The sequence below is a fragment of the Streptomyces sp. NPDC023838 genome (assembly GCF_040639555.1).
In the GTDB taxonomy this organism is placed as follows: Bacteria; Actinomycetota; Actinomycetes; order Streptomycetales; family Streptomycetaceae; genus Streptomyces.
The window spans coordinates 1-14,403 of the sequence record NZ_JBFAAD010000036.1 but is presented as its reverse complement, the minus strand read 5'-3'; the positions used below and the strand labels follow the sequence as shown (position 1 = coordinate 14,403).

General features: G+C 68.1%; 15 protein-coding genes and 4 pseudogenes. 8 read left to right on the top strand and 11 right to left on the bottom strand.

Going from position 1 to position 14,403, the window contains the following annotated elements; genetic code table 11:
• Positions 1-35 precede the first annotated feature (35 nt).
• Positions 36-242 (bottom strand): alpha/beta hydrolase, encoded by a 207-nt coding sequence (locus AB0G17_RS31085; protein ID WP_361389945.1) that lies wholly within the window; start codon positions 240-242, stop codon positions 36-38.
• 474 nt (positions 243-716) lie between these two features.
• Between AB0G17_RS31085 and AB0G17_RS31080 the strand changes: the two are divergent.
• Positions 717-1,431, top strand: a pseudogene (locus tag AB0G17_RS31080) (IS256 family transposase); the annotation flags it as partial.
• Positions 1,432-1,476: 45 nt separating this feature from the next.
• On the opposite strand, the gene AB0G17_RS31075 reads toward AB0G17_RS31080, so the two are convergent.
• Together AB0G17_RS31075 and AB0G17_RS31070 are read right to left on the bottom strand one after the other, a co-directional pair.
• Positions 1,477-1,944: an IS630 family transposase gene (locus tag AB0G17_RS31075; RefSeq protein ID WP_361389943.1), complete on the bottom strand. Its 468-nt coding sequence runs from the start codon at positions 1,942-1,944 to the stop codon at positions 1,477-1,479.
• Positions 1,836-2,411, bottom strand: a complete 576-nt coding sequence (locus AB0G17_RS31070) for a helix-turn-helix domain-containing protein (RefSeq protein WP_361390036.1) — start codon at positions 2,409-2,411, stop codon at positions 1,836-1,838. Before AB0G17_RS31070 ends, AB0G17_RS31075 begins: the two co-directional genes overlap by 109 nt.
• Positions 2,412-2,780: 369 nt before the next feature.
• Between AB0G17_RS31070 and AB0G17_RS31065 the strand changes: the two genes are divergently transcribed.
• Positions 2,781-3,278: a GNAT family N-acetyltransferase gene (locus AB0G17_RS31065; RefSeq protein WP_361389941.1), complete on the top strand. Its 498-nt coding sequence runs from the start codon at positions 2,781-2,783 to the stop codon at positions 3,276-3,278.
• 242 nt (positions 3,279-3,520) lie between these two features.
• Here AB0G17_RS31065 and AB0G17_RS31060 read toward each other — a convergent pair whose 3' ends face one another.
• The 5 genes from AB0G17_RS31060 to AB0G17_RS31040 form a co-directional block, all read right to left on the bottom strand.
• Complete coding sequence (locus tag AB0G17_RS31060) at positions 3,521-4,294, bottom strand: hypothetical protein (protein ID WP_361389940.1); 774 nt, start codon at positions 4,292-4,294, stop codon at positions 3,521-3,523.
• A gap of 1,488 nt (positions 4,295-5,782) precedes the next feature.
• A complete protein-coding gene (locus AB0G17_RS31055; protein WP_361389938.1) occupies positions 5,783-6,136 on the bottom strand; it encodes a spore-associated protein A in 354 nt (117 codons plus the stop codon).
• Positions 6,137-6,219: 83 nt separating this feature from the next.
• Complete coding sequence (locus AB0G17_RS31050; RefSeq protein WP_361389936.1) at positions 6,220-6,669, bottom strand: spore-associated protein A; 450 nt, start codon at positions 6,667-6,669, stop codon at positions 6,220-6,222.
• 107 nt (positions 6,670-6,776) lie between these two features.
• Positions 6,777-7,166 carry a spore-associated protein A gene (locus AB0G17_RS31045; protein ID WP_361389934.1) on the bottom strand — a complete coding sequence of 130 codons (390 nt, stop codon included), beginning with the start codon at positions 7,164-7,166 and terminating at the stop codon, positions 6,777-6,779.
• 159 nt (positions 7,167-7,325) lie between these two features.
• Complete coding sequence (locus AB0G17_RS31040) at positions 7,326-7,637, bottom strand: hypothetical protein (RefSeq protein ID WP_361389932.1); 312 nt, start codon at positions 7,635-7,637, stop codon at positions 7,326-7,328.
• Positions 7,638-8,111: 474 nt separating this feature from the next.
• Between AB0G17_RS31040 and AB0G17_RS31035 the strand changes: the two are divergent.
• The 3 pseudogenes from AB0G17_RS31035 to AB0G17_RS31025 all read left to right on the top strand — a co-directional run.
• Positions 8,112-8,821 (top strand): annotated as a pseudogene (locus AB0G17_RS31035) (transposase).
• Positions 8,772-8,942, top strand: a pseudogene (locus AB0G17_RS31030) (pentapeptide repeat-containing protein); the annotation flags it as partial. The pseudogenes AB0G17_RS31035 and AB0G17_RS31030, both read left to right, overlap by 50 nt.
• A 75-nt stretch (positions 8,943-9,017) precedes the next feature.
• A pseudogene (locus AB0G17_RS31025) lies at positions 9,018-9,414 on the top strand (transposase family protein); the annotation flags it as partial.
• Between the two features lie 1,025 nt (positions 9,415-10,439).
• Here the strand turns inward: AB0G17_RS31025 and AB0G17_RS31020 are convergent.
• Positions 10,440-11,156 carry an alpha/beta fold hydrolase gene (locus AB0G17_RS31020; protein ID WP_361389930.1) on the bottom strand — a complete coding sequence of 239 codons (717 nt, stop codon included), beginning with the start codon at positions 11,154-11,156 and terminating at the stop codon, positions 10,440-10,442.
• 29 nt (positions 11,157-11,185) lie between these two features.
• Positions 11,186-11,509, bottom strand: a complete 324-nt coding sequence (locus AB0G17_RS31015; RefSeq protein WP_361389928.1) for a hypothetical protein — start codon at positions 11,507-11,509, stop codon at positions 11,186-11,188.
• A gap of 691 nt (positions 11,510-12,200) precedes the next feature.
• On the opposite strand from AB0G17_RS31015, the gene AB0G17_RS31010 reads away from it, so the two are divergent.
• The 3 genes from AB0G17_RS31010 to AB0G17_RS31000 all read left to right on the top strand — a co-directional run bounded on the left by AB0G17_RS31010 (position 12,201) and on the right by AB0G17_RS31000 (position 13,565).
• Positions 12,201-12,572 carry a winged helix-turn-helix domain-containing protein gene (locus AB0G17_RS31010; RefSeq protein WP_361389926.1) on the top strand — a complete coding sequence of 124 codons (372 nt, stop codon included), beginning with the start codon at positions 12,201-12,203 and terminating at the stop codon, positions 12,570-12,572.
• 365 nt (positions 12,573-12,937) lie between these two features.
• On the top strand, positions 12,938-13,081 hold the full coding sequence (locus AB0G17_RS31005) for a hypothetical protein (protein WP_361389924.1): 144 nt from the start codon (positions 12,938-12,940) through the stop codon (positions 13,079-13,081).
• A gap of 94 nt (positions 13,082-13,175) precedes the next feature.
• Positions 13,176-13,565 (top strand): DUF393 domain-containing protein, encoded by a 390-nt coding sequence (locus AB0G17_RS31000; RefSeq protein ID WP_361389922.1) that lies wholly within the window; start codon positions 13,176-13,178, stop codon positions 13,563-13,565.
• Here AB0G17_RS31000 and AB0G17_RS30995 read toward each other — a convergent pair.
• Positions 13,502-14,251: a hypothetical protein gene (locus tag AB0G17_RS30995; RefSeq protein ID WP_361389920.1), complete on the bottom strand. Its 750-nt coding sequence runs from the start codon at positions 14,249-14,251 to the stop codon at positions 13,502-13,504. The two genes, AB0G17_RS31000 and AB0G17_RS30995, sit on opposite strands and share 64 nt — an antisense overlap.
• Positions 14,252-14,403: the final 152 nt, after the last annotated feature.

The following is a 14,403-nucleotide window of genomic DNA, read 5'->3' as shown; positions in this document are numbered from 1 at the left end:
ACGAGGACCAGCCCCGCTATCAGCTTCGGGTGGGCTCAGGCCACGAGCTGGGCCAGCATGCCGCCCCAGCTGTGGCCGACCAGAACGCATGCCCCGTTTCCCGTGTGAGAGAGGAGCGCGCTCAGGTCCTCGACCTCCAAGTCGATCGTGACCGGCATCGCGGGATCAATCGCGCCAAGCCCAGCTCGGTCGCAAGCGATGACACGGGTGTGCTCGGCCAGCCCAGAGCAGCGGGCAGGCATGCGTGCCGTCGTGCGTCTGGTCGTGTTCCTCGGCCAGGATCCGGGCAGTTCCCTCCCATGTCGAGGTCGACAGAGGGAAACATCCAGGACGCCCGCACGCTGCTTCCCTGCCTCACCGCCGAAGACCCAGCCCCGGAATGAACCCTCACGATCCCAGACGACGAGGACCCCATGCACGGCAGCACGAGCCGCTCTCGCTGCCCAATCGGGCAACCATGCCCCGTCACCGGGGAGGCGGTGTCCCACCAGCGACGGGTGCATGAGGCGTTGGGGCCGCTCAGCGGTACCGACTGGCTTGGCGCCGCCGGGAGCCAGCCGTCACGTCAGGTACGGCCCCGGCCCCCGAGGGACTGTAAATCGAACGGTGTAACTCCTGATCAAGGAAGATGCATCGATGACGAACGAGAACGTGACCGAGGTCGAGACCGGCGAGACCACCGAGCCGCAGCTGGCGAAGCCGTGGACGACAGGCTGATCGACGAGTTGGTGAGCCGGGCCCAGTCCGAGGGCCTGCAGCTGACTGGTGAGGGCGGGCTGCTGCAGCAGCTGACGAAGGGGCTGCTGGAGTCCGCCCTGGAGGGCGAGATCACCGATCATCTCGGCTATGACAGGCACGATCCGGCTGGGAAGAACGGAGGCAACTCCCGCAACGGAACCCGCGCGAAGACCGTCCCTGATGGACGTGGGCCCAGTGGAGATAGTCGTGCCCCGCGACCGGGACGGGTCGTTGGAACCGAAGATTGTGGCCAAGCGGCAGAAGCGCCTGTCCGGCGTGGACGAGATGGTCATCTCCCTGTCCGCGAAGGGTCTGACGACAGGTGAGGTCCAGGCCCACCTGGCCGAGGTCTATGGCGCCGAAGTCTCCCGCCAGACCATCTCCACCATCACCGACAAGGTCATGGACGGCATGGCCGAATGGCAGAACTGGCCTCTCGACCCGGTCTGTCCGGTGGTCTTCATCGGTGCGATCCACGTGAAGATCCGTGACGGAGCGGTCGCGAACCGGCCGATTTACGTGGCTTTGGCGGTCACGGTCGAGGGCCGGCGGGACATCCTCGGGCTGTGGGCCGGCGACGGCGGTGAGGGCGCCAAGCACTGGATGCACATCCTCACCGAGATCAAGAACCGCGGCGTGAACGACGTCCTCATGCTCGTCTGCGACGGCCTGAAGGGCCTTCCCGACGCGGTCGAGACCGTCTAGTGCTGCTCGGCAGAAGTTCATGGAGGGGGTTCATCAGGCGGCCCCGAGTGGGGTGGCGTCGTAGGTCCAGCGGTAGGGCTTGGCGTTCTCGTTGTGCCTGATCACGTAGACATCGAGTTTGTCGATCAGGTCGTCGCGGCTGGCGAAGTCGCCGCGCCGCAGGACCCGGCGGGTCACGGCGGAGAAGAACAGCTCGATCTGGTTGAGCCAGGAAGCGTGCGGTGGGGGCCAACGGACGTGCCAGCGCGGGTGCGTGGCCAGCCACGCCTTGGTGTGCCTGGCGGTGTGCGAGGAGCCGTTGTCGAGCACGACGTGAATCTCCTTGCCAGGTGCGATCACCCGGTCGAGCCTGTCCAGGAAGGCGGTGAAGGTCACCGCGTCGTTGCGGCGGATCACCTCGGTGAGCACCTCGCCGGTGCGGACATCGAGGGCCGCGACCAGGGAGGCGATGCCGTGGCGCCGATACTCGAACTCCTGCCGGGCAGGCTCACACCTGGACACGCCGGTCGTCCGGGATGGCGGCGCGAGCGGGCGACGATCGCGGTCTTCTCGTCGATGGAAAGGATCACAGCCCCCTCGGGCGGGTCGAGGTAGAGGGCGCACACGTCCGCGGCGCGCTGCCAGAAGTCGGGGGTGTCCCGGCGGGTGAGCCAACCGCGGACCTTGTGCGGCTTCAGGTCCCAGTCCCCAAGGATTCGCCCGACGTGGGAGGCCGAGACCGGCGCGAACCGCGTGCCGGCCACCCACCGGGCGATGGCCCGACGCGACCAGGTCGCCTCCGGATGCGGCGGCATGCTGGGCGCCGTGGCCACGATTGCCATCCGCACCTCGGGCCCATACGATCTCGGCCTCCCGGACCGTCCGGCATCGCGCAGGCCATCGATGCCCCGGGCGGCGAACCGCCCGCGCCACTTGCGTACCGTGTTCACGCTGACCGTAAGCTTCCGGGCGATCGCACCGTTGGCCATCCCGTCGGCCGCCGCGAGCACGATCCGGGCCCACAGGACCGCCCGCACCTCGGACTTCGCCGATGCCACCGTCCGCACTAACAGCTCGCGCACCTGCGCATTCAGCTTCACCGCAACTGCCAACCCCGCCCGCCGCCCACCCGTCACGGCCAATGATCATGGCGGACTGTATGTGCGCCCGGAAAGATGGGCCTGTGCCTAAGAGTCCCCGGAATCGATGCAGCACCACCTGCGCCAGCGCCTGAACCGCCATGCCCGCGAGCGGTGGCCGAAGAAGGACAACATCCTGCCCAGTGGACTGCCCGCCAGCTCCCCGCAGAAAGCCCTTGACTGCCCATGAACGTCTGGGAGCAGCAATAGCATGCCGCCATGTCACATGATGATCTGATGATCCGTCCCGCCTACGCGACGGATGGCCCGCCGTTGATCGCACTCGACCGTGCTGGCTGGTCCTGGCTGAGCGAGGTCACGCCGCAGCGGGCCGAGGACGCGGTGATGTTCAATGAGCAGTGCCCAGCAGAGGACTTCCTGGTGGCCGAACTCGCCGGCCGGGTGGTCGGCTACATCCGCCAGGTCCCGGCGACCCCACTCGCCAGCAACAAACACGTCCGGCAGATCAGGGGCCTGCAGGTATCCACAGACGTCCGCGGCCGCGGCGTCGGTCAGGCCCTGGTCGAGGCCGCGTGCTTGGCCGCCCGGGCCCAGGACGCCCGGCGGATTTCGCTGCGCGTGCTCGGCCACAACGTCCCGGCGCGCCAGCTGTACGAGCGGTGCGGGTTCCGGGTCGAGGGCGTGCTACCGGAGGAGTTCCTGCTGGACGGCGTTTACGTGGACGACATCCTGATGGGCCGTCGGCTAGACGGCTGACCTACCCGAGCACCCGGGGTGACCGACCCGGGTGCTCGAACCCTGTGGCGCAACCCCCTGAAGGTTGCGCATGCCGACGGCGAGCCGGTGGACACCCCCTCAACGAACTTCTGCGGAGCAGCACTAGGTCCATTGCTCTACGGCGAGTCTGAGTGATCCCCATCGTCCATGGGACGACGGGGATCGTGGTACGAGCGACTGGCGCTGAGCCCGCAAGACCTCTGGTTGCGGCGCCGGTTGGCTCAGCCAGCTACCGCGAGCGAGCGCACGGGGTCTCCGATGCGTCGCCAGTCCATGCCGCGCCATTCCCAGACCGCCATGGTCTGCTTGTCCAGCTGGTACACGTGGTCCGCGCGCGCTCCGAACCCCGCGCCGGCCTCACCGATCCGTGCCCAGGCGCCTTCGTGGTAGCGCCACAGCCCGCCGTCGGTCTCGTTCGTGGCGTACAGATCAGCGGGACCCGCGTGAAGAGACCCGGCAGGCCCGCCGACATTGCTCCAGACTCCGGGCTCGCCGCTCCAGCGGAACACCGCGTTGCGCTCGGGGTTGAGGCCGTACAGGTGTCGCTCGCTCACTGCGAAGTCGGCTCCGGCACCGCCTGCGTACGTCCATAGGTCACCTTGTCCCGAGTACGCGAAGATCCTGCCGTCGACGGGGTCCGTCGCGAAGAGGCCCGCGCCTCCTGCGTACAGCGCTGCGGCGGGCCCCCCGATCTTCGTCCACGTACCAAGGCCGCGATTCCATCGGTGGACCGCACTGTGGTCCGCGGCCAGGCGGAACAACTGGGTACCACTCGTGGCGAAGGCGGCCGCGCGTTCGCTGACGCTCACCCACGCACCGGGGATGCCGGAGTAGACCCGGAGTTCACCGGTCTTGGGGTCCGTGGCGAAGACTCCGGCCGCACTGGCGTACAACTTCTCGGCAGGGCCCCCTATCCGTACCCAGGCGGTACCTCTCCCGCTCCACTGCATGACGGCCCGGCCGTCGCGGGCAATGGCGTAGACGCCGCTGTCCACCGGTGCGGGGGGCTCAGCGGGAACTCGTGCTGTTGGAGGTGCCGGAGCCGAGTGGGAACGGCCCTGTGTTGGTTGGGGCGAGGAAGCGGGGTGGGCGGGGGACGACGGCGGGGAGGGGCGGAGTGCCGGTGTGCTCTCGCGCCTGCCTGGGTGGGACGGCGTGGGCGGGCCTGCTGAGTCACCCTCGTCAGGCCCTTCGGTGGGCGCTTGCGGCAGTGGACCGGGGACTCGCGGTCCTGATTCCGTGCGGAGCGCGGGTCCCAGATCCAGGCTCGTCGCCGCAGCTCCGAAGACAACGAGGACACACACGAGCAGAAGGACACGGCGCCTCCAGCCCGTTGACAACCACGCGTGTTTCAAGAGCCCTTGCCGTGTGGTGGCCGGCAGCAGCCGACCACCGGGCCAACTGCGCGGGCGCCGCACCACCTGCCCGGAGGCGAGCGCCACTTCTCGCGCCCGGACCTCGCTGCTGCGACCTCGCCGGGCCAATTCGGCGCGTCGGCGGGGCAGGTGGGTGTGTGTGACGGCCACTTCGGCTTCGGGCCGACCCTTCGGTGTTCTGCCCCCAGTATGCCGGACCGGCAGATGCCTCGGGCGCACCACGATCTCGCCGCGTGACACACCCTCCACTGCAGCATCGGCCCGTGACCGCCCCGGCCCATGCTCCTCCGTCGTCCTCCCCACGTGGGGGAATTCTCGTGCGTTCTGGGTGGCGGACGGCCCCTGGGACTGGCCTTCTGGTCCTTTCCCCACCACATCCGGTCGCTCCCTGTTCGGTGTTGCCGCTCCAGGAGCGCCTGCCGCCGAGCCGTCGTTGGCGCGCAGAAGCGCGTCGTCCAACTCGCTCTGCAGCCTGGCCGTCACTCCCAGGAGCGTGCGCACCAATTCTTCCGCCTCGGCCAGTTGGGCCTCATGGCTCCGGAAGAACTCCCCTTTGCCTCTAGGTGGTTCAGTCGGCGGGGGAGCCTGACCAGAGACCAATTCCACCACGCTCCCCCGCCCTGCCTCCGCCGCGCAGGCGGCGGCATACAGACGTTTGGCGCGGGAAAGGAGTTCCGCGCGGCCCCTGGCATCGCGCAGTCGGCCGCACGCCACCCTTTCCAACAGCTCCCAGGGAATGGTCTTCGTGCCCGCTCGGTAGTCGCTCCAGCTCGATTTTCCGGCGCCGTAGCACCTTGCCAACTCCCGGACTGTGCGGCCCTTCGTCAGCTCCCGCAAGAAGACAGCCAGTGCGTTCGCCTCAATCGTTTCCCCTCTCGGCTCCCCTTGCAACCGCCCCGCCCTGCCCATCGGTCGCCCCCTCCGCATCTGCGGGTACGCCGCCGGCGACCCGCTACGATCACGTCGAGTTCCCAGCAGACCAGTTGATGGGCGTGGGCTTCCACCGATTGTCGGACAGATCGTGGACGCGCCAGAGCGGCACACCAGGAGGTATGCCGCTCTGTGGGTCGGCTGCCGTGCCGAAGCCGCCCCTACCGTCAGTGGGTTTCAGCCACAGTGGGTGTGCCAGCGGTTGACGTCCTGGTCGTGGATCACACCGCCCCAGTCGACGCACGTTCCGCGGCCGTCCACGTACACCGGACCTGCGTACAGGGTGTAGCTGCCGGAATCCACTTGCTGGACACCATTGTCGCGCCCGATCCATGCGGCCATCGCCATCGACGGTCCCGACCGGTGACGCACGACGATCACGCAGTTCTCCCCGGAATCGGCGTTCCACGTCAGATACGTCGTGCCGAGATCACCGACCGGCGCGGAATCCACCAGAACATGCCCTTGGCCGCACAGTCCGTATCCAGCGGCTCGGGCCGACGGCGCGGTGGCGAGGAGCAGCCCCGCCACGGCCGTCGCGGTAGCGGCCACAGCAGCGGTGCTCGGGGTCGTGCGCGGCGGGGCTGCCGGGCGGAAGAGCCGTGACCGTGGCATCAGCCGCAGTGTCCCGTGTTGTCGGTGTATCCGTACATGAACCTACCTCCCCAACTCACGCAACTCCCTTTCGCATAGACGAAGACGGGCCCGGCATAGCTCGTATAGTCGTCCGCGTCCTCGCGCCGCGAGGAGGAGTCATCAGCGTTTGCGAGCCATGCCGTTGTCCAAGCGGGAGAGCCGGGGTACTGGCGCACTGTCACCACGCAGTTGTATCCCGAGGCGGAGTAGGTCAGATATACCGTCGCACCGGACTCCAGCCTCATCTCATCGATCACTTCATACCCGCTTCCACAGGCACCGTTGTACTCTCCTCCAGCGGGCTGGGCTGCCACTGCGGGCCGACTGTTGTGAGGAGTCGCAGCGGCGGCTTCGGGTGCGGCCGCCAGTATGCCCGCCACCGAGGGCAGGGCCAAAGCCACCGCCATGTACCTCTTGCCGTGTTTCACAACAACTTCCTTCCGTGAGGTTGGCTGTACCGGTGCTGGATCACACACGGACGCGCACGCTCTCACAAGCGCGCCCTCTCGGGCATGAATCACGGGCCGCGGCTGTGCTACCCGCAGTGCCGGTTGAACTGATAGGAACCAGTGTCCGCAGGGTCGACGTAGCCGCCCCAATTGAGGCACGTCGCCCGCCCGTTCGCGTAGACCGGGCCCGCGTAGTGGTGGTAGAGGTCCTTGTCCTTTTCCTCATATCCATCAGCCGTGCGCTGGATCCACGCGGTCATGGTGTAGAGGTAGCCGCCCTCGTTCTCACCGTATTTCTGGGTGACGACACAGTTGTAGCCGGTGGAACCGTTCCAGGTCAGGAAGGTGCGCCCGTATCCACTGATGTCGAGTGAATCGACGACACGATATCCGGAGCCGCAGGCGCCGTTGTACTGCTCGTCGGCCTGTCTCGCCTCGGCCACCGCCGGAAGCGCCAGCAAGCTCACTACCGACACGAGTGCCGTGAATCCCACCTTGATGCTGATCTGCCTGGTCCTCATTGCGGGAAGCCCCTGACCTGTCGTAGGGAACGGGTACCCGCACGGGCGGCGGGGGACGGAATCCACCGCCGCCCGTGCGGGAAATAACGTGGGGGGGCGATGCAGTGCGGCAGCTCAATCGCAGTGATACGGCCCCTTGTGGAAGCGTGCGGCTCGCGAGGACGTGTCGTTGTTGTCGGCTCCGACGAACCCGTCCCAGATGATGCAGGCACCAGCCGCACTCACCGTGACCGGGCCCGCGTACTGCGAGAAGTACCCCTCGTCCCAGACCGGGCGCCCTTCCCCGTCCGACCGCCGGATGCCGATGAAGACCCACTTGGTGGGATCGGCGGGAGCCACTTGCAGCACCGCGCAGTTCTCCCCGGTATTGGCGTTGTAGGTGAGATACCCGGTTCCGACGTACGCCCCGTCCACAGGTCGGTACATGCTGACGTGATCTATCTCCCGGAAACCGGATCCGCATCCCCCGTCGTACGATGCGACTCCTGCCGCGGCCGGGCCGGCGGAGAAGAGCACCCCGCCCCCGACAACCGCAGTCGAGACCGCCAGGGTTGCCAGTCGGCGGCGCATGCGGCGAGGGCGATTTCCGGTTCTCTGCTTTCCGTGGTGGGGCGGACTCCCTACATGCAACGAAGGTGCGTTTTCCACGGGCCCTCCAGAATCGAGTTGAAGCGGCGTACGCCCCAACATCGCCACAGCAGGTTTGTCCGTCAAGCAATCCCCCGCGAAGCCCCAGGTCAGCTGCGGACAATAGAAGGTTGTCCGCGGACAAAGGCCCGTGCCACCCGCAATGGCAGCCCAGTTCCGTCACGCGAGGGCGTCTTAAAGCTTGTAACAGGATCTTGATGAGATGTCCTGCTCAGCCGTGACCGGTGTGACGATTCGGCCGTTCGGGATGGTGTGGGTACTCGGCCGTGGATCGTGGACGACGACTTGTGGGCACTGATCGAGCCGCTGCTGCCGCCCTGGCCGACGAGGTCACCGGGGCCGCGGCCGGTAGCTGACCGGCTGTGCCTGCAGGGCATCCTGTACGTGCTCTGCAACGACATCGCCTGGCAACTCCTGCCGCCTGAGCTGGGATTCGGCTCGGGGCAGACCTGTTGGCGCAGACTGGAGCGCTGGCAGCAAGCCGGGGTCTTCGACCAGCTGCACCGCATCCTCCTCGCCGAGCTGAACGCGGCCGGCCGCCTCGACTGGTCCAGGGCATGCGTGGACGGCTCCCACATCCGCGCGAAAAAGGGGGCGCCGACACCGGTCCGTCGCCGGTCGACCGGCGGAAGACGGGCAGCAAACACCATCTGATCTGCGACGGACGCGGCACCCGCTTCGGGTCATCCGAGGCCCTGCTCGGAGACAAGGGCTACGACTCCAACCCCAACCGCGATGAGCTGCGCAAACGCCGGATCCTGCCTGTCATCTCCCGCAAAGGAGCCCCGAACATCAAGGGCATGGGCAAGCTCCGCTACGTCGTCGAGCAGACCTTCGCCCTGCTCCACCAGTTCAAACGACTCGCCGTCCGATGGGAACGCCGCACCGAACTCCACGCCGCGTTCGTCTCCCTTGCCTGCAGCCTCATCTGCTGGAGACGCCTCAACAAGCCCGACCCATGATCGTGTTACGAGCTCTACGAGACCTCCGCCTCCTCTACCGAACGCCCGAGTAGAGAAGGCCAACCTGGACAGGGCGGACTTCGAGCATGTCGATCTGGCCGGATGCGACTTCACTGATGCCACTCTCGCGGGATTGTCCAATAGACGGCCCTGTCTCACATTCGGTGGTGACGGAGAGTCGCGGGGGCTCGTTGATATCTGTGTGAAGGATGTCAACGAGCTGGTGCAGACGGTGTTTTCGAGCCTGCCACCGCTGGTTATAGAGGAGGGGGTCGACGAGGGTGAGCGGATCGTGGTGCGGGCACGGACTCCGCAGGACACTGCGGACTGCCCGGTGTGCGGAGCATCGTCGGGACGCGTGCACGGCTATCACTGGCGGACGGTGGCCAACTTGCTGGTCGACGGGCGCCAGGGGGAGCCGTGTGCGGGTGCGGCGTCTGGCTTGTCCCATGCGCGGCTGCCAGCAGACCTTCCATGAGCAGGTGCCCGGCGTGCTGGACCGGTACCAACGTCGAACGACCCGTCTGACCAGGCCAGTCAAGGTCGTGGTCAAGGAGTCAGCGGGTCGCGCCGGAGCGCGTCTGCTCGAACAAGTGGGGCGTCAACGTCCCTACGAGCGTCACCCCTGCGTGGCCGGACAGGATTCGTCGCCGCCGGAGCTTCTGCGCCACTGCACAGCGGGGCACGGAGGTCGGGGCAAACGCATCACGGGTGGCTCCGGCAAGTGTGCCCCGCAGATCGCCGCCCAATGCGCCGCCCACGCCGACGGCGCCAACCAACCCCACGCGGCACCGGTTAACGAGCCACAGATCCACGGCCCGAGAGCCCATACGACCCCACTGACGAAGATGTCTGCCCCAGTCGAAGGATCCCTCGAGAACGTCCAGGCACGACATGCTCGACACCAACCCAGGTCGGGGCTATGCCGGTGGAGCAGGCACAGGAAGAAACGGGTAGGTGAGCATCACCCGCCTGTGCTGATCCCAACGACGATGGCCGCCGTGCGGTCACTCCTTTGGCCTGCTCTCCGTGTATTCCAGTGAGGCTCATCGTTCCTTTCTTTGACAACCCCACGTTCCAGCGGTCGACGCCGCAGGCCGAATCGGAGATTAGCTATGCCCAAATTCCACGAAAGAGCGGGAGCGGTCTTCGGCTTTGGCACCGGCGGAGGGGTAGCCTGGCCCTACGGGATGGCCCGCCCAGAGCGTCGTGCGGACTGTGCGAGCTATGAACAACGCTGCGCCGAGCAGCGCGCGAAGCAGGAGATCATGGTCGTCTGGGCTGAGCAGCATGGACTCAAGGCAAGCGACTCTGCCTGCTGTCCGCGGTGGCTGACGAAGAGCACCATCCGCCGGTGTCGCTGGGCTTCGGGGGGAGACTGCACCCGCTACGCTACGAGGGTGGACCAGGGTTGGCTGGATCACACGATCGGCTGGCTGAAGGACCGCAAGCCCGCCGCCATCACCACCGCGCCTTACAGCATCGATGACGAGGACCGCGCACGCCTGCGCTGGTGGACGTCTGCAGACCCACGGTTGCGGGTGGTCCAGGGCCCGGGATGGTACAACCCCCTCACTCAGCAGATCATCATGTGGCGTACCGACCGGATCGCGGAGGTCTACGGGTCTGCCCGGCCGACCATGGCGGCGCGTCCGGCAGCTGTCATCAGGCCGGCCTTGCAGAGCTGAGGGACGAGGGCCGCGTAGTCGGTGAAGACCCAGTGCGCGGTGTCGTCGAGTTGCCGCCGGGTGACGGGGCCCGCGTGAGCGAGAAGCGCTGCCCAGGACCGGTCCAGCCGGGCGTCGCGGAAGCCGTCGGTGCCAGCCAGGAGCAGCGGCCGGTCCGTCCTCTGCCGGGCCACCGGCAACGGTTCGCCGTCCATCTGGTCGAGGTACCCCTCCAGGTTGACGGCGGCGGCGATCCGCCGGTCCTCGTGGAGCGCCTGCGCGGCCGCGGTGCCGCCCGCGGGGTGCCCGTAGACCCCGACCCGGTCGAGCCCGAGGGTGTCGAGGACGAAGCGGAGGTCGGCGACCCGCGTGTCGATCACGGTGCGGAAGGTCGCCGCGTCCATGTCCGGGCGCAGCACGGTCGTCCGCATCCGGTCGCGTCCCGGCCGCTCGTCGGGGAACTCCACCTCGCTCGCGTCTCCGGGGTGGTCAACGGTGACGACGGTCCAGCCGCATGAGGCGAGGTCGATCGCCAGGGAGCTGCCCATGGTGCGGGCGTCGCCGGCGCCGGGGCTGTAGAGCAGCACGGGGCGCCGACCGGGCAACGGCGGTGCCCCGGCCCGGGCATGGCTGAGGGTCGCCGCCCAGTCGACCCCGGCCTCCGGCAAGTGCGGACGGACCAGGTGGGCGAGGAAGGCTAACACTCCGGCGGCGCGGGGTGTGAGCTGCGGAACGCGCGGGAAGCCACGGCCGGGCACGGCCGGCCGCAGGATGGTGACCATGAGCTCGCGTACGCGATCTCGGGCTGCCACGGGTCGTTGCGGGAGCGGTCGACGACGTGGAGGGCCCGGGCGCCGACGGGGTAGGGGCCGGTGGGTGCGGGCAGCCGGAGGAGGGGCGCGCCGGAGCGTCTGGTAGCCGCGGCGGAGCCGGGAGCGGCCGTTGCGAGGAACAGGGCGGCGGCGCCGGCGAGGGCGCCCTTGGCGAAGGAACGGCGGCCGGGTGTGAAGGGATTGGTCATGGACGGCATCCTGGGGGCGGGCGCGGCGCCGGGGCGAAGCTTGCGGCCGAGCCCGAAAGGCTTGCGTGGAACAGGGAGATGTGCGTGATCCGGATCTATTTCACCGTGGACGATTTCGCCCGGGTACGGTTCGCGCCGCGGCCCTCGCCGGTACCCGAGCTGCACGCTGCCCTGATGATGCTGGGCGCCCCGCACGAGGAACTGCTGTTCGGGCGCTGGCGGAACAGACTGCTGCGGAGCCTGCCGCGCGCGGTCGAACCGCTCGCGGACCTCGTGCCGGACGGGGTGGCCCCCGCCTTCCTCGACGTCCTCGGCGACACGCTGGACGAGGGGGTCGCGCTGATCAGGGCCGCCCGCCCGGAGTCCGTGCGGGCCGGGATCGAGCAGGTGTACGCGCGACGGCCGGCCCCGCCGTGGATCCGCGCCCTGCACGGCGGGACCGCCGACGCCTGGCGGACACTCGACCGGGCGCAGCGGGCGGCCCACGAGACGGTGATCGCGCCGGTCTGGCCCCTGATCCAGGACCTGCACCGGACGGAGTTCACCCGCCATGCCCTGGCCGTCGCCGAACACGGCCTCGGCGCCACGCTGACCGACCTGTCACCGGGGTCACGGCTGCGGCGAGGGAGTCTGGGAATGGCCCGGGCAGGGCGCCGGGGGTGTACGGGAGATACACCTCGGGGGACGCGGAATGATCCTGCGCCCGACATTCCACTGGCGTCGCGACCCGCTCGTTCAGCACCTGCCGGACCGCCCGACGGTGCTCACCTACCCGGCGGGCCGGGGGCTGCCGCCCGTCCCGGAAAGGGGCGGCCGGGCGGGCGAGCCCCTCGTGGGAGCCCTGGGGCGCACCCGGCTTGCGCTCCTGCACTCCTTGGACGAAGCCCGTACGACCACGGGACTGGCCCGCCGCATCGGCGTCAGCAACGCCACGGCCTCAGCCCACGCCTCGGCGCTGCGCGCCGCTGGTCTCCTGACCACCACGCGCACGGGCCGTTCGGTGCGCCAGGCGCGCACGCCCTTGGCGGAGCTGCTGCTGACCGGCGGCACGGCCGGCGGCTGACCCGGGCAGGGTGACGCGCTTGCCGCACGCCCCGGGGTGCACCATTGCTGTCCGTCCGTTGCAGCATTGGCCGCCCAGCCGAGCCGCAGGGCGTCACGTGCAGCCCCTGCGCCGTACCTCGAGCACCCTGAGTGCCGGTCTCGACACCAGGAGCATCCCGAGGCTGCCCTGGCAAGAACCGCAGCGACTCCAAAACTCGGTTCTGGCACAGATCTTGGGGAGCGGTCGCGGAGGGCGACGGTGTCGTTCGATTACAGGGGGAGGGTCACGAGCCCAGGGCCCCTGTTTCAGTGCATGTTGGTCGCTCGTCCGGCACTCGTCGGTCGCATGGGCACAGGGTCCGGTGCGCGTCGATCAGTGTGAAGGTGTCCTCGTTCCAAGAGCAGGCCAAGCCACGCCAGATACCCGTCCTCGGCGAACACCAGAACCCCGCCGACAGTCTCTCCGTCCGCGCCGAGCAGTTCCATGTCGGCCACTACCTGTGTACCCGTAAGCGCGGGTGCGGGTGAGACACCGTCCGCATCGAGAGTGAAGGATGACGCTCCGTGGCCTGTATCCGTCGGTGAAGCGGCCACCCTGCGGTAGGCGCGGCATGATGCGGTCATGCGGAACCAGCCTGTACTTGTTTTTGATGGAGATTGCGGCTTTTGCTCTACGTCGGTGAGGTTCGCCGAGCGTCACCTACAGCCTCGTTGCGAGACCATTCCTTGGCAGTTCGCGGACTTGGAAGCTCTTGGTGTCACCTCAGCACGAGCCGAGCATGAAGTTTTGTGGGTGACTCCCAGAGGCGTTGTGTATGGAGGCGCCCAGGCTGTTGCGAAGGCGCTCTTGAGCGCGGGTGGAGGGTGGACGCTGGCGGGTGCGTTGCTCATGCTGCCTCCCATACGGTGGGCTGCCCACGGCGTGTACCGACTCGTCGCGAACAATCGTCACCGCATGCCAGGAGGTACCGCGGCATGCGCTCTGCCCAACCGTCGAGCGGTTGGGCTGTAGCCGAACTTCCCAGCACCGTCAGGACAGCAGGACACGTTTGCGGAGCAAGGCGAAACCTGCACGGCCGAACATCTGGCGCTTGAGCAACTTGATCCGGTTGACATGGCCTTCGACAGGACCCGAGTTCCAGGGCAGGTCAGGCCGGCGACGGCGGCATCACGGTCGCGGTCGATGCCTGCGGCGAGGGTATGGAGGCTGGGTAGATCGTCCCCTCGGACAGCGTCGAGCCAGTCCGGCAGGCGCTCGCCCTGTCGACCAGTGAGCATGGTCGCGAAGGAGCGGACGTGCCCGGTGAGGGCATCGAGTTCGGAGCAGTGCGTCCGGACGGCCTTGAGCTGGAGTTGCTCGGTCTCGATGAGGGTGTCCGGCTGGCGGAGGATCCATCCGGCGACGGTCCGGGGCGAGGGCGGCCGGGCGGTCACCGCCCGTCGTGCGGTGTGCTTTTCGTGCGGGAAGGCGCGAACGCGCTGGTAGCTGCCTTCGTAGCCGAGTGGCACGATCTCCTCCCACAGCTTCCACGCGTTGGTGCAGCCCTCGTTCCAACGGTCGTCCAGGTGGGACTTGTAGTCATCTATGACCGAGGGCCGGTTCTGCCACTGCCCGGTGAACAGTTTCTCGGGCGTCGCTGCGTCGGCGAGCTGCTTGACGGTGTGCCAGGTCGGGTCTGGTGCACGATTGGGTGACATCTGAACTGGCTTGCCCTGTGGGTCGGGTGGGAAGGATGTCGCTGTGCCCAAGCCTTGTCCGAAAGAGTTCCGCGAGGACGTCGTACGGGTCGCGAGGAACCGCGGCCCGGGCGTGACGGTCGAGCAGGTGGCCGCCGACTTCGGAGTGCACG